At 65.9% G+C, this 21703-nt stretch carries 8 protein-coding genes; all 8 read right to left on the minus strand.

What is annotated here, in order from left to right; all coding sequences use genetic code 11:
* Nucleotide 1: 1 nt before the first annotated feature.
* Entirely contained in the window at nucleotides 2-2098 is a 2097-nt protein-coding gene (locus FFS60_RS09970; RefSeq protein ID WP_137821881.1) for an HlyD family efflux transporter periplasmic adaptor subunit, read from the minus strand.
* Nucleotides 2098-3438 (minus strand): efflux RND transporter periplasmic adaptor subunit, encoded by a 1341-nt coding sequence (locus FFS60_RS09975; RefSeq protein ID WP_028627902.1) that lies wholly within the window; start codon nucleotides 3436-3438, stop codon nucleotides 2098-2100. Before FFS60_RS09975 ends, FFS60_RS09970 begins: the two co-directional genes overlap by 1 nt.
* Complete coding sequence (locus tag FFS60_RS09980; protein WP_137821882.1) at nucleotides 3431-4198, minus strand: efflux RND transporter periplasmic adaptor subunit; 768 nt, start codon at nucleotides 4196-4198, stop codon at nucleotides 3431-3433. The genes FFS60_RS09975 and FFS60_RS09980 overlap by 8 nt, the downstream gene beginning before the upstream one ends.
* Nucleotides 4182-5714 (minus strand): TolC family protein, encoded by a 1533-nt coding sequence (locus FFS60_RS09985; protein ID WP_137821883.1) that lies wholly within the window; start codon nucleotides 5712-5714, stop codon nucleotides 4182-4184. Before FFS60_RS09985 ends, FFS60_RS09980 begins: the two co-directional genes overlap by 17 nt.
* Before the next feature lie 20 nt (nucleotides 5715-5734).
* Complete coding sequence (locus FFS60_RS09990) at nucleotides 5735-17197, minus strand: VCBS domain-containing protein (RefSeq protein WP_137821884.1); 11463 nt, start codon at nucleotides 17195-17197, stop codon at nucleotides 5735-5737.
* A gap of 390 nt (nucleotides 17198-17587) precedes the next feature.
* Nucleotides 17588-17737, minus strand: a complete 150-nt coding sequence (locus tag FFS60_RS28660; protein WP_155945691.1) for a hypothetical protein — start codon at nucleotides 17735-17737, stop codon at nucleotides 17588-17590.
* A gap of 187 nt (nucleotides 17738-17924) precedes the next feature.
* Nucleotides 17925-20201 (minus strand): tetratricopeptide repeat protein, encoded by a 2277-nt coding sequence (locus FFS60_RS09995; protein WP_256658061.1) that lies wholly within the window; start codon nucleotides 20199-20201, stop codon nucleotides 17925-17927.
* A 270-nt stretch (nucleotides 20202-20471) separates the two neighbouring features.
* The gene (locus FFS60_RS10000) at nucleotides 20472-21476 is read right to left on the minus strand and encodes a DUF2860 family protein (protein WP_171016511.1); all 1005 of its coding nucleotides are present in this window, start codon (nucleotides 21474-21476) and stop codon (nucleotides 20472-20474) included.
* Nucleotides 21477-21703: the final 227 nt, after the last annotated feature.

Raw genomic sequence — 21703 nt, forward strand, 5'->3', positions numbered from 1 at the left:
TTCAAAAACCACTTTCCCTGAGGGCGACTGCAGCCACATGGGTCAGCCCCTCGACCAGCAGGCTGCGGCGGCCGCCTTCGATCTGCAGGTGGCCACGGGTTTCGCGCAGGGTCGGCGGGGCGCTGGCCAGTTGCACCAGCACGTGGAACAGCGGCGGGTTCGGCACCAGCTCCTGGCCCTGGCTGGCTACCGTAAGCGGGCCGCCGAAGCGGGAGGCGAGCATGGGGTGTTCGAGCTGGCTGACGCGGGTGCTGCCGATGGCCACCACCTTGCCGGCGATCGGCTCCGCGCGGCCTTCGGGGTAGAAGCGTACCGCACCGCCCTGCATCAACCGTTGCACGTCGTCCTGGTCGACGTAGGCGTCCACCTGCCAGCTGCGTGGGTCCACCAGCATGCCGATGGCTTCGCGGCTATGCACCCACTGCCCCGGCTGCCAGTCGGGGTCGAGGTCCAGCCAGCGGCCGGCGAAGGGGGCCTGGAGTTGAAGCCGGGCGATTTCCGAACGAGCGGCGCGGGCTTCCTCGAACTGCACACTCAGGCGCTGGCGTGTGGCCAGGGCCTGGTCGGCCCCGCTGGGGTCGGCGATCAGGCCGCCAAGCCGCGCTTCGTAGCTCTTCACGCTGGCCTCGCTGCTGGACACCCGCGAGGCGATATTGGGTTCGTCGAGCGTCACCAGGGTGGCACCGGCCTGCACGTCGCCAGCCGGGTGGATGGTTTGCAGGCGAGCCGGGTAGGGCGCGAAGACGCGCAACTGGTGTTCGGCACGCGCCACACCAACGGCGTGGATCTGGCTGCGCCAGGGCACCGCGAGCAGGAGCAGGAACACCGCCAGCAGCCCCCACCAGAAGCGTCGGCGGCTGGCGGGGATGCCCGCGCGATGGGCCCACCAGTGTTTCAGTTCGCGAAAGACCGGCATGAGGATGAACCAGCAGATTTCCACCACGAACAGCACGATCCCGAGCAGTTTGAAAAAGAGCAGGTAGACCGCCACCGCGATGCCGAGGAACAGCACCAGGCGGTAGACCCAGGTGACCATGGCGAAGGCGACGAGGGCACGCCGCTTGCCGGGGCTGAAGGCTTCCGGCCATTCCTCGTCCAGGCCCAGGAGAACCCGTCGCAGCGTCACCCGCGCCAGGGCCGAGGAACGTTCGTGGAGGTTCGGGAAGTCCAGCAGGTCCGACAGGATGAAGTAGCCATCGAAGCGCATGAACGGGCTGGCGTTCAGGGCCAGGGACAGTACCCAACTGGTGGTCGCCAGATAGAGCAGGGCATTGCGCAACGCCCCCGGGTCCGACAGCGCCCAGCCCAGGGTGGCCAGGCCCGCCAGGCCCAGCTCGGTGAGGATGCCGGCGGACGCGATCGCCAGGCGCTGCTTCGAGCTGCGCAGTTTCCAGCTCTCGCCGGTGTCGGTGTAGAGCATCGGCCAGAGCACCACGAAGGCTATCCCCATGTGCCCCACCCGCAGCCCCAGACGCGTTGCCACCAGGGCGTGACCCAGCTCGTGGAGCGTCTTGGCCAGGATCAGCGCCAGGGCGAAGCTCACCAGCCCGGACGCGGAGAAGGACTCCACCACCGCGGCGGTGAAGCTGTCCCACTGCTGCAGCACCAGCAAGACGCCGAGTACGCCGAGCGTAATCACCACCGTGCCGGTCAGCGGCTGGAAGAGCCAGTCCAGGTGCCTGGCCAGGCGTTGCAGAGCATTCTGCGGGCGCAGCAGCGGTACGCGGAAGAACAGGTAGTGGTGCAGCCACCAGCGCCAGTCCAGCCAGGCATTGCCTTCGCTGCGCCGGGCCATGCGTGCGGCGGCGTCGGGCGTCGGGCGCAGCAACTGGTGCTGTTCGAGGAACTGGCGGAACTCCAGCACCTGCTCCACATCCGGACGCAGCGGCGTGTGCGCCTCGATGTCCTGGCAGATCCGCGCCGGCGTGCGCTCCCAGCGCAGCAGGCATTCGAACTCCAGCCAGCCGATTCGGTAGAAGCGGTTGACCACCGTGTCCTGGATCACCCAGGCCGGTTCGCCGTCAATGCCCGGCGCGGTTTCCAGCAGGCGCAGGTCTTCGCGCAGCGGTGGCAGCGGCAGCTCGGCTGCGTTCGCCATCACAGCCCGCTCCAGGCGCGCAGTGCGGCAAAGGGCCGGCGCAGCAGGTAGTAACCCAGTACCACCCGCTCGCCGTAGAGCTTGGCGGTGCCGTGCAGGCCCAGGCGGGCGTGCTCAGGCTGGCCCTCGACACTGGCCAGCAGCCGGTAGGCCACTACGCCTTCTTCATTGGCGCGGGCCTGGTAGCTGGTCTCCAGCACCTGGCCCTTGAGCGGGGAGAGGGGGTAGGCGGTGAGGAACAGCGTGACTTCGGCGCCGGGCTCCAGGGCGATGGCGTCGGCCACCGGCAACTGGATCAGCATCGCCGGATGCGCCGGATCGGCCACCTGGAGAATGCGCTCACCGGTCACCACCGGTTTGCCCAGCCAGTCATTGGGGTCGCTGAACACCGCCACGCCGGCGCGTGGCGCACGCACTCGGGTGCGCTGCAGCTGTGCCTGTACCGCTGCCAGCTCGGCGCGTCTTTGCTGCGCGCGCCCATTGAGCAGGGTCAGCTCGCTCTTGCTCTGCGGATTGTCGAAGGCGCGCTGACTCGCGGCCATCAGCTCGGCATCGGCCACTGCGACTTCCTTGCCGAGTACCTCGGCGCGGCTTCGCAAGGTGGTTTCGTCGAGGGAGAAGAGCAGGGTGCCTTCCTCCACCGGCTGGTTCGGCCGCACCTGCATGCGTTCGATCACGCCGTCGATGGGCGAACTGACGATCTGCGCCTGGCGCGAGACGATTTCCGCCGGCGCCAGCGCGGTCTGTCGTACCGGCACCAGCAACAGCAGTGCCGCGACCGCCATCGCCACTAATGCCTGGCGCTTGCTGGGCCGCCAGCCGAGCAGGCGACGTCGCCGGCCGAAGGAGGCCCAGCAGTGGGCCCAGGTCTGCCAGACGCCGTCCATCAAGGGCACCAGGGTTTCCGCTGGTGGCGCTTCGAGCAGAAACAGCACCAGCCCAAGACGCTGACCATCGCGATCATGCAGGGGAATGCACCAGATTCCGCTCGGCCACCATTCCGCCCAGCCTTCGGCAATATCGTCCGGCGGTGCAAGGCTGTCGCGGCCTAGCCAGCGTGGCTGGGCGTCGGGCAACTGGCTGGCGAGCCAACGGCTGGCCCGGCGCAGCCAGACCAGGTAGGGCGAATCCTCGCTGGGCCTGGCCAGCCCCGACACACAGAGCAGCTCCAGATCCTCGCCGCGTTGCGCCAGCACCAGGGCCTGGTGGTAATGCAGCAGGGCATACGCATCATTGGCGATGGAGAAGGCCAGCGCGTTGAGCGAGTCGGCAGCCAGGGCACGGTCGCGCAGGGCGGCCAACCCCAGCAGCAATTGCGGGTGGGGCAGGCGATCAGTCATGGGCTTGCGGGAAACGTGCGGTGCCGCTCATGCCGGCGATCAGTTCCGGGTGCTCGGCGTCTAGCCGCGCTTCCAGTTCCACGGTCTGGGCCACGGCATCGACCCGGGAGTTGATGGCGCTGATATGGGCGCCATAAGCCTTGCCGGTTTCCAGGATGTTGACCTCCAGCGGCTGGCCGGGCTTGAGCTGCGGCAGCAGGTTGGAGGGCACGTTGAGGCGCACCTTGAGGGCGCCGTCGCTGACCAGGTCGAACAGCGGGGTGCCCGCGGCTACCGTCTGGTAGGGCTTCACATGGACCTTGGCCACCCGCCCGGAAAAGGGTGCCTGCACCTGGCAGTAGCCGCTCTGGGCCTGGGCCAGGGAGCGGGCGCCTTCGGCCTTCTGCACCTCGGTGTTGGCCATGGCCACTTCCAGGTCGCCGACCGCGTCCAGCTTGCGCAGGTTGCGCTTGGCGTCGAGGTTCTGCCGGGCCATGGTCAGCTCGGCGACAGCCACCTTGGCGCGGGCCTGGGCTTCCTCGCAGTTGAGCTGGGCCAGCAGGGCGTTCTTCGCCACTTGCTGGCCGAGGGACGCCTTGAGCTCGCCAAGGGTGCCGTTCATCTGGCTGGAAAGGGTGGTTTCCAGGTCGGCGGCGAGCAGCACGCGAATCGCGCCAGGGTCCTCCAGGGGACGGGCCGGCGCGGCGTCTTCAGCAAGGGCAGGGGTGAGTACGAGGGACAGCAACAGGGCGAGCAAACTGCGCTCAGCGTTGTACGACATTCGGTGTTCCTTGTTTGCCGACGAGGAGGTTGGTGCGTTCCTGATCGCCCATCGTGCGCTGGATTTCACGGGACAGGGTCTGGATGTCGTGCTTTTCGATCTGCTCGGGGAGGATGTCCAGGCCAACGGAGTTGTATAGCCGGCCCCAGGCCGCCTGGGCGTCAGAGTAGGCGGCCTCGCGCTGGTAGCGCGAAAGCAGGTAGCGGCCTTCGGCGCGGATCAGCTCCAACTCCGAGCCGTAGGAGGTCGTGCGCGCCGCCTGGGCGTAGTCCAGCAGACTCTGGTCCACACGCAGGCTCTGGTCGGCGAACTCCACTTCCTGGCGTGCCAATTGGTAGCGCAGGGTGCCCACCCGGACCTGAGTGAGAATGGCCATCGACAGCGCCACCCGGCGCATGTCGTCGGTCTTCTCCTGGGACTCGGTGGCGCGGTTGAGCGAGGGGAGTTGCAGCAGGCGCAGCAGGTTCAGCGACACTTGCAGCCCGGTCTCGGTCCAGTGGCTGTTGTAGAGGTACTTGTTGGAGTCGTACTTGTAGCCGAAGTCCAGGCTGACGTTGGGCCAGAGCTGCGCCTTGGCGATCTTCAGGTCATTCTCGTTGACCCGTTTCCGGTACCACTCTTCCATGATTTCCGGGCGGTTCTCCAGGGAGATCTGTTCCAGCCGGTTGATGTCCTGGTTCAGTTCCGGCAGCGGCTGCTCGGCCTGGTCGGCGAGGATCAGCTTCGAGCCAGGGGGCAGGGACAACAGCGCCGACAGTTCGGCCTGGGCGAACTCCAGGTCCTGGCGGCGCACGGTGAGCAGGTAGATGGAGTCGAGCAGGGCGCGCTGGTAAGCCAGTACTTCCTGGCGCGGCAGCAAGCCCTTGCTCTCGGCCTCGCGAGCGGAGAGCAGTGCCTGGTGGGTGCGTACCAGCAGGCGGTCGACCTGGGGCATCAGGCGCTGGGCACCGACTGCGCGCCAGTAAGCGTTGCGCACGTCCTGCAAGACGTTCTGCGCCACCTTGCGGCGGCGCTCCTCGGCCATGTGGATCTGGTCGCTCTTCTGCTGGGTGCGGTAGTAGGCGACGCCGAAGTCCAGCAGGCTCCAGGAGAGCCCCAGGCCATAGAGCTCGCGGTAGCGTTCCTCGGACGTGGATGCCCGCAAGCTTTCCTCACGATCCTGGATACCGATGGAGGTGCCGCCGGAGTCGTTGTTGCGCCCGGCGTAGCCGGCGGAGGCCACCAGGCGCGGCAGCATCTCGTGGCTGGAGACGTCACGCAGGTCAGAGGCCAGGGCGTTCTCCATCAACTTCAGGCGGTAGTCCAGGTTGTACTTCAGGGCTCGGGCGGCGGCCTCGTAGAAGGTGATGGGGGCGGTCACCGGCTCCTGGTCGGCGTACATCTGCGCCTGGTCGCGGACGATACGCTGGCGGTTTTCTTCTTCCGTGAACTCCTGGGTCTGCATCGCCGAACAGGCGCTGAGCAGGAGGACGGAGGCGATGGCGGCGCTCAGAAGTTTCAGGGGGTGTCTTGGCATGGTCTGTCCTTGGTCCTTGCTTATTCGGTCGTACCGTTGCCGAGGGCGCGCAAGCGCTCTGCGGCCTCGCGCAGCTGGGCGCGGAAGCCCGGGGCTGTGCGGGTATCGGAGGGTGGCGGAAGCTGGGCGTCGCCCTGGGTCAGGTTGTCGGGGCTGGTGGCGAACACCGAGGGGTCGGGCAGAAGACCGTCGGCGCTCAGACTGATGCGGCCATGGCGGCCGAGAATCCAGGCCAGGTCCAGGTCGCTGCCAGCGCTACTATCACGTACCGCCCGGGAGACGAATTGGCCCTTGATCTGGCCGAAGTGCGCGTTCAGGGTCTCACTCTCGATTTCCGGCTCCAGTCCAAGGCGCAGATCGCTGCCGTCGGCATCCCAGCCGGACAACATCAGCTGGCGATCATTGCGTTCCACCACCGGGCCGACGAAGACCACCGGGTCCACGCCGGGCAGTGGCAGGCGCCGGAACGGATCGAGATCGCCACGGTCCTCGTGTGGACCGATGGGGTCGCTGTCGGGGGCGGGGATGAAGGGGGCTGCGATGTCCAGGTCGATCACCAGCTGGGCCAGATCCACCGCGCCAGCCAGGTCGCCCACCGTGTAGGTGAAGACGTCCTGCAGGACACGACCAAGGCCGGCGGCCCGCAGCACTTCGGGATTGGTCAGGTCGATGCTGTAGGTGTAGCTGCCATCGGCGTTGATCACCAGGGTGCCGTAGCGGCCGGCGATGGGCTGGCCGACGAGGCCGGTCGTGCCGCTGCCGTTCTCCGCACCGCTGCGAATGCCGACCACCTGCAGGCGGTCGCCGCCATCGATGTCCGAGTCGTTCGGCAGTACGTTGCCGGTGGCCTGGGGCGCCGGGGTCTGGTCGCTGGCCAGATTGCCGTCGTCCTGGGCGACCGGGTTGTCGTTGGCACCCTGGACCAGGATGTTCAGGCGCGCCTCCGACTCGGCCCCGGCGGTGTCCCGCATGCGGTAAGTGAAGACTTCCCGCAGGGTTTCGCCGGCGGTGCGCAAGGCCTGCACCCTGGGGTTCGCGTCGTCCAGCACATAGACGTAGCTGCCGTCGGCGTTGAGCGTCAGGGTGCCATAGAGACCCTGCAAGGCCTGGCCGACGCTGGCGGACTGGCCGCTGCCATTGCGCACGTCCAGCACCTGCCGGGACTCCCCATTGCTCACCGCATCCACGTCGATGTCGTTGCCCAGCACATTGCCGGTGGCGGGCTGGCCGGGGGTGGCGTTGTTCACGCCGCCGGCCTCGATGGCGACGCTGTCATCGTCCTGCGCGATGGGGGTGTCGTTGCGGCCGTCGATGGTGATGCGCAGTTCGGCGGTGTCATCCGCCAGGTGTGGGTCGACCAGGGTGTAGGTGAAGGTGTCCACCAGCGTCTGGCCGCTGATGCGCAGGGCCTGGACTTCCGGCAGGCTGTTGTCGACCACGTAGGTCCAGCTGCCGTCGGCGTTCATCGTCAGGTCGCCGTAGAGGCCACGCAGGACCGTGCCGACAGTTCCGCTGGTGCCGCTGCCGGTTTCGCTGCCGGTGCGGATGGCCGACACCGACAGCGGACCGCCTTCGAGGTCCGTGTCGTTGTTCAGCACATTGCCGCTGGGGTTCAGGCCGGGATCGTCGTTGTTCAGGCCACCGGCTTCGATGGCCGAGGCTTCGTCATCGAAACCGTCGGGCACATCGTTGCGACCGATCACTACGATCGACAGCTGTGCCAGGTCGGTCAGCCCGCCAAGGTCAGTGATCTCGTAGGTAAACCGGTCCACCAGGGTGCCGAGCAGGTCCAGGGCCAGTACGTCCGGGTTGCTGGAATCGACTGTGTAGGTGTAGCTGCCATCGGCATTGATCACCAGGGTGCCGTACTGGCCCAGCAGTACGCTGCCGACCGAGCCAGCGACGCCGCTGCCGTTCTCCGCGCCGGTGCGGATGCCGGTGACGCTGATCTGGTCGCCCTGATCGATGTCGCTGTCGTTGGGCAGCACATTGCCGCTGGGGTTGAGCACCAGGCCGTCGCCATTGTCGGCGACCGCGATATTGACGTTGTCCCGGGCGACGGGGGCGTCCCAGGCGCCCTCGATGGTTACGTTGATCCGGGCGATGCTCAAGTCGCTGGCGGTGTCGCGCATGCGGTAGGAGAAGAGCTCACGCAGCGTCTCTCCGGGCTTCAGTGCCTGGACCGCAGCGAGGTCGTTGTTCACCACGTAGAGGGTCTGGCCGTTGGCGAAAATAGTCAGTGTGCCGTAGAGGCCGGCAATGCTGCGGCTGCCATTGACCAGTTCGAACCCGGCGCCTGACAGTTCGTCGCCAAGGCGGATGCCGACGACGGTCTTGGTGTCGCCGGCGTCTACGTCGCGGTCGTTGTCCAGCACGTTGGCAGTGGGGTTGATACCAGCCGTACCGTTGTTGGTGCCGCCAGCCTCGACCGCGACGATGCTGACGCGGTTGGCCAGCGGGGTGTCGTTGCGGCCCTGGATGGTGATGGTCAGCGTCGCGGTGCTGGTGGCGCCCGCCAGGTCGCGGATGGTGTAGGTGAAGGACTCGTTCAGGGTATCGCCGGCCGTACGCAGGGCCTCCACCTCCGGGTCGTCGTTGTCGAGGATGTAGGTGTAGCTGCCATCGGCGTTCAGCGTCAGGGTGCCATAGGTTCCGACGAATGCCGTGCCGATGGTGCCGACACTGGCACCCTGGCGTACGCCGACCACGCTGAGTGATTCGCCGAACTGATCGACATCGAAATCGTTGTCCAGAACATTGCCGCTGGGGTCGATACCCGAGGTGGTGTTCAACAGCCCACCGGCTTCGGTGGCAATGTCGTTGTCGTCAGTGGCCACCGGCGTGTCGTTGGCGCCCTGGATGGTGATGTTCAGCACCGCAATGTCGGTGGCGCCAGCGGTATCGATGAGGCTGTAGTTGAAGCTGTCGGTGAGGGTGTTGCCCGCACGCAGTGCCTGGACGGCCGCCAGGCTGTTATCCAGCCGGTAGCTGTAGCTGCCGTCGGCGTTGAGCGTCAGCCAGCCATACAAACCGCGCAGTTCGGTGCCAAGGGTGCCCGCCGTGCCGGCGCCTTCGACTGCGCCGGTACGCACGGCGGCCACAGCCTGGGTTTCGCCGTAGTCGATCGGGTCGCCGGCGCCGCCATCTACGTCGGTGTCGTTGTCGAGCACATTGCCCCTCGGGTCCACGCCGGCGCTGCCATTGTTCAGCCCACCGGCTTCCACGGCGGTGGCACCGTCATTGGCGGCCACCGGGTTGTCGTTGCGACCGAGGATGAGGATCACCAACTGCGCCGACTGCGGGGCTTCCAGGCCGTCGGATATGGCGTAGGTGAAGCGTTCGATGAGGATATCCGAAAGCTGGCGCAGGGCCTCCACTTCGGGGTTGCTGTTGTCCAGCACGTAGCTGTAGGTGCCGTCGGCATTCAGCGTCAGGGTGCCGTACTGGCCGGCGAAGGCCTGGCCGATGACACCGTTGGTCCCTAGCTCATCATTGCTCACGGAAATGACGGTCAGCGGGTCGCCGTCCGGGTCGACATCGAACAGCAGGGCATCGCCCGTGGGGTCGATGCCCGCCTGGCCGTTAGCTACGCCGCCACGTTCGACGGCCAGGTTGAAGTGATCCTGGGCAATGGGCGGGTCATTGACCCCGCGGACGGTGATCACCAGTTGCGCCTGGTCGGTCAGGCCGTTGGTGTCGACGATCTGGTAGGTAAAGGTCTCGGTCAGGGTCTGGCCGGCCAGCAGGGCCTGCACCGTGGGGTTGCTGCTGTCCACGTCATAGGTGAAGGAACCGTCAGCGCCGATGCTCAGCACGCCGAAGTTCCCCGCCAGCAGGGTGGCGTTGGCGGTGCTGGTGGAGCCGGCAGCCACGCCGATCAGCGCGCCGCCGGCGGTTTCCAGGCCGACGCGCACACCGTTGACGTTGAGCAAGGTGTTGGGCCTATCGGCGGCGTCGACATCGTTATCCACGCCATTGCCGCCGGGCTGGGTGACCGTGCCGGGACGGCTGGGGAATCGAATGACGTTGCCGCTGGGGTTGCTCTCGCCGACGGCGGTGGGACCGGAGCCTGCCTGGGCGGCGGCCCGGTCATCGCTGGCCACCGGGTTGTCGTAGTTGCCGCGCACGGTGATGCGCAGTTCGGCCAGGTCGCTCAGCCCGAGCGCATCGGTGACCTGGTAGCTGAAGAAGTCAGTCAGTGAGTCATTGGGGCCGAGGCGCTGCACGGCCGTGGCGTTCTCATTGATGACATAGCTGTAGCTGCCATCGGAGGCGATGGTCAGCGTGCCGTACGTCCCGGCGATGCTCACGCTGCCACCTCCGGGAACGATGGTCAGCAGGCCGGGCACGATCTCCCGCAGCGGTCGCACACCGGTGACTGTCTTGGTCTCGCCATAGTCGATCGGGTCCGCCGGATTCTCGCCGCCGTCAACGTCGATATCGTTGTCCAGCACGTTGCCCACGGCGTCGGCGCCGGGCACCGGGAAGCCCGGAGGCGGGCTGTCGTTGGGGTTGCCGACGTCGGTGTTGTTGACGCCGCCTTGCTCGATGGCGGTGCCCTGGTCGTTGACGCCTTGCGGCGTGTCGTTGGCGCCCTGGATGACCACCGAGAAGGTCGCCGAGGATTGCAGGGGAGGGCCGCCGATACCGATGTCCGCGATCCTGTAGGTGAAGTCCTCGGTCAACTGCTGGCCGGCCAGGCGCAGCGCCTGCACCTCGGGATTGTCGTTATCGACGATGTACTGGTAAGCGCCGTTGGCCTGGATCACCAGTGTGCCGAAGCGGCCGATCACCTCCACCGAACCGAGCGGGGGCACCGCTACGACCACGCCAAGGGGCGAGGTGACCGAGATCACAATGAGCTGGTCGCCGTTGGTGCCGATGTCGACGTCGGTGTCGTTGTCCAGCAGGTTGCCCCGCGGATCGATGCCCGGCAGCCGGTTGTCGGTGCCACCGGCTTCCACTGCGGTGTCGTTGTCATCCACTGCGGTGGGCGGGTCGTTGACCGGGGCGAGGTTGATCACCAGGAAGTCGCGGTCGGTGCGGGCGTCTGCCGCTTCGCCGGGGATGCCGTTGCCGTTGAAGTCGCCGTAGTTGCCCAGGTCGTTGGTGACGACGGTGAGGAAATCGTTGCCGTTGAAATTGAGGTTGCCCTGGTAGCGCAGGCCCGCCAGGGCCGAGTTGATATCGGCGATCCGCCCCACCAGCACCATGTTCAGGGTGCCTGCGCCAGTGACTGTGACACCGGTGGTCGGGCCGGCGAGGGACAGGGTTCCGCGCACGACACTGAGGGTGACCTGGATGGCGCGGCCATTGACGTTGGGGTCGCGCTCGGCATCGATGTCGCTGACGCGGATGCCGCCGATGGCCAGCGGTGTGTCTTCCTGGCCTTGCTGGAAGCCGGGCAGGCTGTTGACCGGCGCATCGTTGAGTTCGACGTAACCGGAGTTGGCTTGCTGCGTGGCGCCCTCGCCGAGGGTTACCCGGACCTGGCCTAGGGTGCTGCCATCGGTGTCGATGCGAATGCGCAGTTCACCGAACTGGGCAATGCTGTTCACCGTGGTCGGCGCGTCGATGCGATACAGGCCGGACGGCAATACGCCAAAGCTGAAGCGGCCGTTGGCGTTGGTGGTGGTGGTGAAGGTCTTGTCGTCGCCATTGCCGAGCACGCCATCGTTGCCGGCCCAGATCAGGTTGATGGTCTGGTTGGCGATCGCCAGCTCATAGGCCGGCGTGCCGGGGACCGGGTCGGCGTCCGGGGTGGCGTCGTTGGGTGCCGTGGCGGCCGTGCCGGTATCGTTCCAGAGTGTGCCGCTGATGATCCCCAGGCCGGCACCTTCCCGAAGCACGTAATTGTTCAGGGTCGTGCCATCCGGGCCGGGGCCGTTGGAGCCGTTGCGCTCGCCGGTAGCGGTGCCATCGGCGCCGACCGGAGTGCCACCCCAGCTGGTGAAGGTTTCCGGCAGGCTGCTCCAGGTCAGGTTGGCGTCGGTACTGGCGATGCTTGCATTGTTGGGCACCTGGACGCTGTAGACCACGCTCACCTGGGCGCCGGGGTCGATCCGGGCAATGTCGACGGTCAGTCCGCCCGTGGTGCTGAAGCTGACGCCCGCCGGCAGGTTGCCCGGGGCATAGGTGGTGCCGCCAATGGTGAGGCTGAGCAGGGTGTAGTTGCTGCCGGTGGGGAAGCCGTCCGTCAGGCGGACATCGTAGGCCGGCAGGCCGCCGTTGGCGGTGAAGTCGACGGTGACGGTGGCAGTGCCCAGGCTGCCACCCGGGTTCGCGTTGAAATCGGTGACGGTCTTGTCCAGGTTGGCGAAGCCGGGTTCGACGATGCGCTCGAACAGGGTATCGCTGGTGGTACGGATGATGCCGTTGACGCGATCATGCACCGTGACGCCGAGCTGAACGGCGGACTGGTTGCCCAGGCTGTTGTCCACGCGGGCATTGAACTCGAAGACAATCCCTTCCAGGTCGTCATCGTTACCATCGTTGCCCCCGGCGAATCCCTCGTTGGTGATGTTGCCCAGGTTGAGGGTCACCACCTGGTTGCCATTGCCGTCGGTGCTGAGCGCGACGTAGATGGGGTTCAGCACCCCGGTTAGGGCCGGTCCGGATAGGTCCGGGGTGATGAGCTGGGCTTGCGGGCTGTCTTCGTTGCCGATGATCTGCAGGGTGCCGCTGGTGATCAGGTCGCCGAGGCTGGTGACCAGCCCGCCATCGGAAACGAAACCAATACGCATGGTGCTGAGGTCATCCACCGTCAGCCCGTCGTCCAGGGTCACAACCAACTGGTAGTTGGGGTTGATGCCCTCGGGAATCAGGACGGCGGTGCGGTAACGGATGATCTCGCCAACGGCCACCACCTCGATCGGCGCATTGGTGGGGTTGGGGGCGGCCGTATCGTTCAGCCCCCCCACGCGGGACAGGCGTATGCCCTGGGCAATGGGGAAAATCAGGATGCTGTCGCGCTGGTAGTCGTTGAGCACGCCGGTGTTGATCAGGCCGTCCTGGCCGGTGCGCTCGCCGACCGGATTGGCGGCACCGTTGGTGTTGTTGCCGTTGAGGCTGGTCCAGCGCACATCGGCGAGGTTGTCGAAGCGGGCCACCGAGGCGCCGGTGGCGTTCACCACGCCACTGATGCGGATGGAGATGGTGCCCCCTTTGGCGATATCGACATTGCCGGTGTTCACCAGTGTGCGGCCCGTCGGGTCCAGGGTGAAACTGGCGCTGATATCGGTGCTGACGCCGCCCACGGTGTAGGTCACGCTGACCAGGGTCAGTTGATCCAGTTCGGTGGGCAGTTGGCTGGAGAAGGCGATGTCGAAGGCGTCGAAGTCGTTTCCACTGTTGCCATTGGCGATGGTGATGCTGAAGTCGACCGGGTCGCCTTCATCGAAGCCCAGGCCCGGGTTGGTGATCAATTGCTGGCTGAGCTGCAGGGTCGGTTCCTGAATGGTGATCGCGGGCTTGGTGCCGGTCAGGTTGACATCGCGATTCAGCGGCGCGCTGCCGTTCGGGGTGTTGCCATCGGGGTCGCTGTAGCTCAACCGGGCGTCGTTCTGGCGTACGCCACCGGCCTGGTTGCCAATCACGTTGCTGGCTACCAGGCGCACACGAATCACGAAGCTGTTGTTGCCGGTGTTGTTGTCGCCAGTGGCGCTGGCGACGGTAAAGGTGAAACGTGAATCGACGCCATCGGCGCCCAGGGTGCCGCTGGGTGCGGTCATGCTGGCGATGTTGACGGCACCGGCGAAGTTCGCCGTCAGCGCACCGCCAGCGGTGGTGATCAACTGATACCCCTGGTTGCCGTTGAAGCTGGTGTCCAGTCGCAGGCCAGGAGGAATCAGGTCGTCGATGCGCAGATTCTGCGTGGTGCCTTCGGGCAGGGTGACGATGATGTCGTAGAGCATGCTCTCGCCGACCACCAGGTTCGCGCCGGTGGTGTGGGGGGCGCTGGAGTCGCCATTGTCCAGGCTGCCGCCGGCGAAGCTCTTGCGGATATCCGGCGCGCTGACCTGCTGGCTGGCGATATCCGAAAGCGGCACCGGCACGAAGTTCTGTCCGCCTTCGGCGCTGGCGTAGTGGGTCAGCTCGGCCGTGCTTTGCCGCGTGGCGCTGGCCCCGATGGCCGCCGCCACCTGCACGTCATAGGTAATGACCACGACGTTGGCGCCGCTGTTATCCGCAGCGGTCCCGGGGCGGCCGGCCAGCAGGGCGCCGGCGCCGGGTGAATCGATGAAGGTGATGGTGTTGGTGGCGTTGTTCACGGTGAAGTGGGTGCCGGCGACCAGCCGGGTGCCATCGCCGCGATAGATCAGCAGGTTGGCGGCGGACAGGTTGCCGCCGACGAAGGACAGCCCTGGCGGCAGGGTGATGCGGGTGCTGACGTCGTAGGCGGTGCCGCCGCCGTTGTTCTCGATGGCGGTGGCAAGGCGCAGGCGGTCGCTGGCATCGATTCCGGTGACGTTACCGTTGACCGCAAGGATATCGGTGATGCTGCCGCTGAACGGTACACCCGTGGTGCCCGGTGCGTTCCAGGTGCCGGTGGTGCCAGTGACCGTGCCATGGCTGGTGGAGACCACGCCGTGGCCAATGGTCAGCACCGGCTCGGCGACCGAAGCGATCAGGGTGACGTCATCGGTGGTGACCAGGACGCTCTTGTCCAGGGTTCGGGTCTGGTTCGATTCGCCCAGCACGTTGAAGGCGCGCTGGTCGGCGAAGGGCTGGTCGCTGACGGTCAGGGTGAAATCGATGGCGATGCGGCTGCCGTTGACGCCGGTATTGACGTAGTCGGCGAAGGTGAATACCAGCGAGTTGCCGGGGCCAAGGGTGACCGAAGTGGGGCTGTTGGGGTTGGTGTTGCCGGTGGCCAGGCGCCAGATGGCGTTCGGATCGAGGCCCGTCAGGTCAAACAGGGGCAGCGGCAGGTAGGCGGTGAGCGTGAAGTTCTCGTAGTCCCCGGTAATCAGGTCGTAGCTGATGCGGAAGGTGACAACGTCGCCCGGGCGCAGCTCGGTGCCCGGCGCCGGCGCGCCACCGCCATTGAGGCCCGCGAGGTCGATCTGCACCTGGCTGGTAGGAATGGTGCTGGTGGTGCTGGAACCGTCGCTCTCGTCGAAACCGCTCAGGTTGTTCACGTCCAGCAACACGGTCGCGGTGACCGTCGCACTGTTGCCGATGGAGTCGCCTTCGTTGATCTCGCTGTGGGGAGCGCCTGCCGGCGGCGTATAGCTTTGCCCGACACGCGCCTGGTAGGCGATCACGGCGAGGGTGGCGCCTTGCAGCAGATCATCGAACGCCAGGTCGCCATTGAGCCAATTGCGGACACCGAATGCGTTGGCCAGCGACTGGGCGATGTCGAACACCATGGACGTCGTGCCATCTGCGTTGACCACGCTGCTGTTGACCAGCGCGATGGTCTGGGTGGCGCCATTCTGGCTGAGTGTCAGCGTGGCAGTGCCGGCTACCAGGCTCTGCCCGTCACCCAATTGGTCGGAAACCAGGAAGCTGCCCTGGCCGAGGAAGGTCTTGCCGAAGGCGAAGTAGTCGGACAGTGCGATATTCAGGTGGTAGTCGAGCGTATCGCCCGGGCTCAGGCCGGTAGTGCCAACATCGGTGCGCACGCTGACTTGCTTCTGCAGCGTGATCGACTTGGCGACGAAGCTGACATCGTCGCCCTGGCCATCGAAGCGGATCAGGCCATTGGTGGCGTCGCGCGGGTCAAGGGGTTGCCAGTTGCCTGCCGCCGTCGGTGCGTCGAAGGTGATGGTGACATCGTCCCCGGTGGCCGGGTTGAGGATCGGTGCCCCCGTGGCATCGTCATCCGGAACGAAGAACTGCACGCTGGTGGTGGTGGCTGTGGTCAGCGTCGGGTAGCGGACGGTGAACTCACGGATGTACAGGTCGTTGCTGAGGTCGCCGTCATTGTTCTGCGCGAGGATCGCCTGGATCAGCGTCGGGTTGGTGACGGCGCTGCCATTGAACAGGGTGATCGAGGCGATGGTTCCGCCACCGCCGGGGCTGATGGCAGTGACGATGACGTTGCCCGGAACCGGCTGGATGAGCACCACATCGCTCAGGGTCTGCGAGTCGGCCGGGGTGATGATCACGTCCAGCTCGCGGCCGAAGTTCGGCCCGGTCGCGGTTTCCCCTTCGGGCGTCGTGATGATCTGGTCGAAGGTGATCACCGTGGGGTGCACGACGTAGCTGTCGGCGTTGGCAGATGGCTCCAGGATGCTGGGGTCGGTCGCCGGGTTGTTCAGCGAATCGTTGCCGTACTGGAAGCCGCTGCGCGCGCGAATGGTCAGGTCAGGCGTCGCCCCCGAGAAGGAAAAATCAGTGTCGGCCAGGTCGCTCAGCGAAGCCGTCACCTGCACCGTGATAGGCGGTTGGCCCTGGCTGACACTGGCGAATGGCAATTCCACCACCACCATCTGGTCGCCGGCGCGCATGCCGAAATCGGCCGCGTTGATCACCAGCGGCTGGCCGTTCGTACCCACCGCCAGCGGGTGGCTGGCCTGGCCATTGGCATCGAATGTCAGGACATGGGTGGTCAACGTCTGCCCCAGGTAAGTGGCGGAGACGAAGGTGATTCCGTCATCGATCTCGGCGCCCGCGCCATCCTTGCCGGTGGCCGGGAAGAACAGGTCGAGGAAGGGGGCGTAACCCGTGTCGGTGGTGATGTTGGTAAAGGTGACGTTGAAGTTGAAGGTTTCGCCCAGCAGCACGTCGGCGCCGCCAGTCAGGGTGGTGGTCGGGCCAGCGGCCAACAGGCGGTCATAGGCCGCCGTGGCGGTGGCGGCAAGGGCGATGGGCTTGTCGATATCGCCGCTGGTGACTTCCAGGTCCCAGTCGCCGCCCACGCGGGCACTGCCGGTGTCGTCGCTGGAGGCGGCCACATCCGCGCCGGTCCAACGCGCCAGTTCGTTGACCAGGGTGCGTCCGGCGCTGCCTTCGCCCACCTTGCAGCCGTAGAGCTGGATGTCGGCACCTTCGCTGAGGGACTTGCTCCATTCGCTGAGGGGCTGGGCGAACTGACTGATGTTGTCGGCAGTCAGGGTGGTGCTGCCGAGGGTGAATTCGCCGGAGGCACCGTGGGACAGGATCTGGATGGAGTCCACCTGGCCAAGCTGGGCCAGCGCGGCGGAAATCGCGGCCAGACCGTCCTGGCTGCTGTCCACTACCAGCGCCTCGACGTTGGAGGGCAACTGGCCCACCAGCTTCTCGCGGTCCTCGATGCGGCTGTCCAGTACCAGCAGGTGGCGCGTTGCCGATTGCTGCTGGCCCGGCTCGCTGTGGGCATCGTTCGGGGTGGCGTGGGACTGGGCTGCGTCGGCGTTGTCGCCGCTGTCCTGCTGCTGGTCGACCGTCGCAGCGGCGGCGGCGCCGTCGAAGAGAATGCGCGGTTCTAACGCCATGGCGCGGCGTTGCGGTTTGAAAACGGGCGGCACGAGGGCACCCAGCTTGGTTTTCATGTCCATATTTTCACCAAGGTCGTGCCCGCGCAGGCAGGCGCAAAGAGCAAGGCGGAATCAGCCGGGAATCAACCTCGGCCCGAATCCGGGTAAATCGGATGCCGTGGTGGCATCCAGAACGCGTGTGCTAATCCGTGCACTTGACGGTCCCTTTAATACATCAATGCGATATCTGTAGGAAATATCTGTCAGAAAAAGTAGATAGCGGATACAAAGCTCGCCAGTCCGCCCATCGTTTATGTCGATTCCGACAAAGATCGGTGTAAGCGGTGGATGGTGGGGCGCAGGGAGGGGCCGGACACCGCACTGACACAATTTTGCCAATCCGGTATCAGCCATCCTCCCGTGCGCCGGTACGGCGATGGGAGGCGCAGAAGTGGCACGAGGGCAGGGCGATTACAGGTGCCTGAACACCTCTCCAATGCTCACCACAGGCATGCTGTGGGCATGTTCCGCGGCCTGCGTGACGGCAGTATCTTGCCGGGCGGACAGCGCCAGGACGCCAATGAGGAAGGGCAGGGTAAGGACAAACAGATAAGGACGCATCGGGGTACTCCTGCATCCCGATAAACGTCGGGATGCTGCAGCTTCTTGTTGTTGGAAGCTGCAACTTGAACCCATTGCGTCTGGAATTATTCACTTTCGACGACAGGGTTTTGACATTTCGCGTCAGCGCCCTGTCATTCGTCGGCCAGCAGCCGCTCGCCGAGGCGAACGACCGCTGACGCGCCTGCTACTGCCCCTTGAGCTGCACCAGGCGCGGGTCATTCGGCGCTGCCTTCTCCAGCCGACGCGTGTAGCGCTGTGCCTGTTCGCGTTGGCCCGAGGTGCCGTGCAGGTAGATCAGCGCATAGAGCAGGTCCGCATCATCCGGCGACTGCTCCAGGCCGGCTTCCAGCGCGGCTTGCGCCTCGGCGTGGCGTTGCAATTGCAACAGCAGCAGGCCCTGGTTGTAGCGGATGCGCGAATTCTGCGGCAGCTCCTGCGCTGCGATATCCATCCACTTCAGGCCCTCGTCGGCCTGTCCACGCTCCACCAGCAGCAGCGACAGCATATAGACGAGGTTACCGTGGTCGCCCACCGGCATGTTCGGCAGCGCCACGCCTTCGCGCAGGACTTGCTCGGCCTCGTCCTGGCGCAGCATGCCGTTGGCCAGGGTGACCAGGTTGATCCGCGCCGGTGAGAAGTACGGATCGAACTTGAGCGCCTGGCGGTACTCGTCGAGCGCTTCCATCTGACGGCCGTCCCGCTCCAGGAAAACCGCGAGGTTGAGGCGATTGCCCGGCAGGTCGGCGTTGCTCCGAAGGCGTCGTTCGTAGTCCGCCTTTTGCGCCTTGAAGCCCGCGCGGCGCTCTTCCGGTAGCGCCAGGCTGGGAATGCCTGTCAGCGTGCGAACCGCTTCATCGCGTACCGCGAGGTCGGGGTCGTCGAGCAATGGCAGTAGCTGTTTCACTCGCTCCACCGGTGGCTCGCCGGCGAAACCGGAGATGGCGTAGGCGCGCACCAGCGGGCTTTCATCCTGGATGGCCTTGCGCAGGGTCGGCAGTGCCGGCGCGCCGAGGTTGGCCAACTGCTCGGCGGCGGTGGCGCGGACAATGGCCGGTTTGCCCAGGTCCTGGATAACCCCCGTCAGCAGGGCCAGGGAGTCGCCCGTGCCCTGGCGTACCTGGTGGAAGGCCTCGCCGTAATGGGGCGGGCGCTGCGGCTGGCCGAACCAGCCTTCGATGGCCTTGGCCGCCCAGGCCGGCTGCTTGTCCTGGTGGCAGGTGGTGCAGGCATCCGGGCTGCCGGCCTTGTCGGCAAGGTCAGGGCGGGGGATGCGCAAGCTGTGGTCACGACGAGGGTCGACCACCATGTAGGTCTTGGCGGGCATGTGGCAATTGACGCACTGGGCGCCGGGCGTGCCGGCCTGGTGGTGGTGATGCTCGGGGGTGTCGTAGTTCTTCGCCTGAAGGCTGGGGAAGCGCTGGGGCGGATTGGGGTTATGGCATTGCTGGCAGAGACCGTTGCCCTCGATCTTCACCTGGGTGCTGTGCGGATTGTGGCAGTCGGTACAGGTCACCCCGGCGGCAAACATCTTGCTCTGGGTGAAGGAGCCGTAGACGTAGACCTCGCCGTCAATCTGCCCGTCGGCATGGTAGAGATCAGGCCGCAGGGTGGCCGGCAGGGTGGCATCCAGTTGCGCATGCCCGTGCTGCTGGCCAACGCCCAGGCTTTGCCGGCGGCTGTGGCAATAGGCGCATTGTTCCACCAGCCCCTTGCTCCCAAGGGCCTTGAAGTCCACCGCGAGGCCGATCTCCTTCGGCGAAGCGTAGGTTTTGCCGGGCTGGGCCTGCTTCGCCCAGTCGACGTGGGCCTGGCTGGGGCCGTGGCAGGCCTGGCAGCCGACGTTCTGTTCATGCCAGGTGGTGGCGAAGCTGTCTTGCTTGTCGTTGTACTGCTTGAGCAAGTTGGTGGAATGGCAGTCGGCGCACATGGCATTCCAGTTCTGGTAGCGCCCGGTCCAGTGCAAGGGGTCGTTCGGCGCGAAGCGCTGGCCCGGATACAGGGAGAACCAGCGCTGGCCGCCCGCTGCCTTGGGGCGGCTGTCCCAGGCGATGGTCAGGGCCTGCAGCCGGCCGCCGGGGAAGGCCACCAGGTACTGCTGCAACGGGTAGTGGCCGAAGGTGTAGAGGATCTCAAAATCGGCTGGCTTGCCGTCGGCGCCCTCGGTGTTGACGAAGAATGTGTCGCCCTTGCGGAAAAAGCGCGCCGTGACGCCTGCCTCATCGAAGGTGCTGCCGGAGAAGTCACCCAGCACGCTGTCCTTGCTCGGTTCGCGCATGGCCCAGTCGTGATCGGAGTCCTTCCAGTCCTTTGCCTGTTCGGCGTGGCAACCCAGGCAACTGCTTGCGTCGGCATAGCCGGCGGGTTCCTTGGCCAGGTGAGGGGGCTGTCCTGCCTCCTGGGCCTGGGCGTTGCAACTGAGCAGCGCGCACAGCGCCAGAAACACTGATGGGATCAAACGCACTTGACGTCCTCGTCCTGGGCCAGTCCGGATACGACTCCTGCGGATGGCGACTTTACGTTGGGCGTGACGATGACAGAGATTCCACGTCCGGCAAAGAGCTTAGGCGGCGGTATCCGCCCGTGGCGCCATCACCGGGCTAAAGGCTTCGATACTCCTGCCACCCTGTCTCTGGCGCCGTGGTCAAGATGTGGTGGACAACCCGATCGCCCGCTGAGTGAGACCGAAAGGCCACCCGAAGGTGGCCTTGTCGTTTCCGGGTAGTGGGTTACCTCAGAAGGTGTACAGCATGCCCAGGTTCAGGCTGGTGATCTTGGTGTCGTAGAAGTCGATGTTGCTGTCTTCTTCGCCGTAGCTGATGGCAGCGCGAGCACGCCAGTCCTGCAGGCCGAACGGCTCCTTGTAGGTGGCGGCGAGCGACAGGCCCATGCGGTCAAGGTCCTGGCTCTTGCCGTAGATGGGGTTGTCGTCGTCGCTTTCCAGCTTGCCGGCGAGCAGGTTGACCACGAACTCCCAGTCCTGCATGCCGGTGTAGGCGTAGTTCAGCTCGGCCTGGTAACCGTCCATGGCCATGGCGTCGCCGTCCAGGTCATGGTCGATCTGCGAGAAGCTGGGCGTGAGGACGTGGCCGGGGGCGGCTTGCCAGAAGTAGCTGACCTTGAGTTCCTTGAGGTCGCCTTCACGGTCCAGCAGGTCCCGTTGTGCGGCGGTCAGGCCCAGGGCGGTGCCGCTCAGCTCGTCGTCCAGTTCCACGGAGCGCTTGGTGTAGGTCAGCTCCAGGCCGGAGCCGAAGATGTGCTCCCAGCCCAGGCGCATGCCGCCGCTCTTGACGTCGGTCTCTTCGCGGTCGGCGCCCACCAAGTAGGGGTCCTCCCAGGTTTCCATGGGGGTGGAAGCGATGAAGCTGGCGCGCAGGTTGCCGGCATCGCCGATGCCCTGGCGCACGCCGAGCCCGAAGGTGCTGTCCTGGGTCAGGAAGTCTTCCAGTTCGGTGCCGCCGAAGATCTGCGTGCGGCTGTCGGCGAAGGTGTAGCTCAGGCCGAAGTCCAGCAGCAGCTTGCCGTAGCGTTCGCTGTCCGGGCTTTGGGTCAGGGAGTCGATGCGCTCGTCCGCGACTTCGGTTCCACCGACGGTCGCGATCATGTTGGTTTCCCGTTCAGTGCTGCCGGCGCCGATAAAGGCGAAGCCGGAAAAGCCGCTTTCCTGGGGAATACGGTCATAGGCGTTCGCAGACACGGCCGCAGCCGAGCCGAGGATGGCGAGAACAATTCTGTTCACGGGGACTTGCTCCTGGTTGGTGACTCCAATGGTGGGCTGCCTGGCCTGGCCATGCAGCTGATTTTCAGTGTCCCATGCGGCTTGGCGTGAACCCCGTCGAATGCTGCGAAAAGACGGGGAAGGGTGAAGTCACGCCATTCGGTGTTCGCGGTGCTCGATGCCGTGCAAGGGCAGCATCGGGATGCATTGCCCCAACGCTGCGGGTCAGCGTAGGAGGCGACTGTGGT

This window comes from Pseudomonas sp. D(2018), assembly GCF_005502555.1.
Classification (GTDB): domain Bacteria; phylum Pseudomonadota; class Gammaproteobacteria; order Pseudomonadales; family Pseudomonadaceae; genus Metapseudomonas; species Metapseudomonas resinovorans.

What these genes read in the sequence shown, in the direction of transcription:
- FFS60_RS09975 (WP_028627902.1), bottom strand. Translation starts at nt 3,438, where the DNA reads ATGACTGATCGCCTGCCCCACCCGCAATTGCTGCTGGGGTTGGCCGCC.
- FFS60_RS28660 (WP_155945691.1), bottom strand. Translation starts at nt 17,737, where the DNA reads ATGCGTCCTTATCTGTTTGTCCTTACCCTGCCCTTCCTCATTGGCGTC.
- FFS60_RS09980 (WP_137821882.1), bottom strand. Translation starts at nt 4,198, where the DNA reads ATGTCGTACAACGCTGAGCGCAGTTTGCTCGCCCTGTTGCTGTCCCTC.
- FFS60_RS09985 (WP_137821883.1), bottom strand. Translation starts at nt 5,714, where the DNA reads ATGCCAAGACACCCCCTGAAACTTCTGAGCGCCGCCATCGCCTCCGTC.
- FFS60_RS09990 (WP_137821884.1), bottom strand. Translation starts at nt 17,197, where the DNA reads ATGGACATGAAAACCAAGCTGGGTGCCCTCGTGCCGCCCGTTTTCAAA.
- FFS60_RS09970 (WP_137821881.1), bottom strand. Translation starts at nt 2,098, where the DNA reads ATGGCGAACGCAGCCGAGCTGCCGCTGCCACCGCTGCGCGAAGACCTG.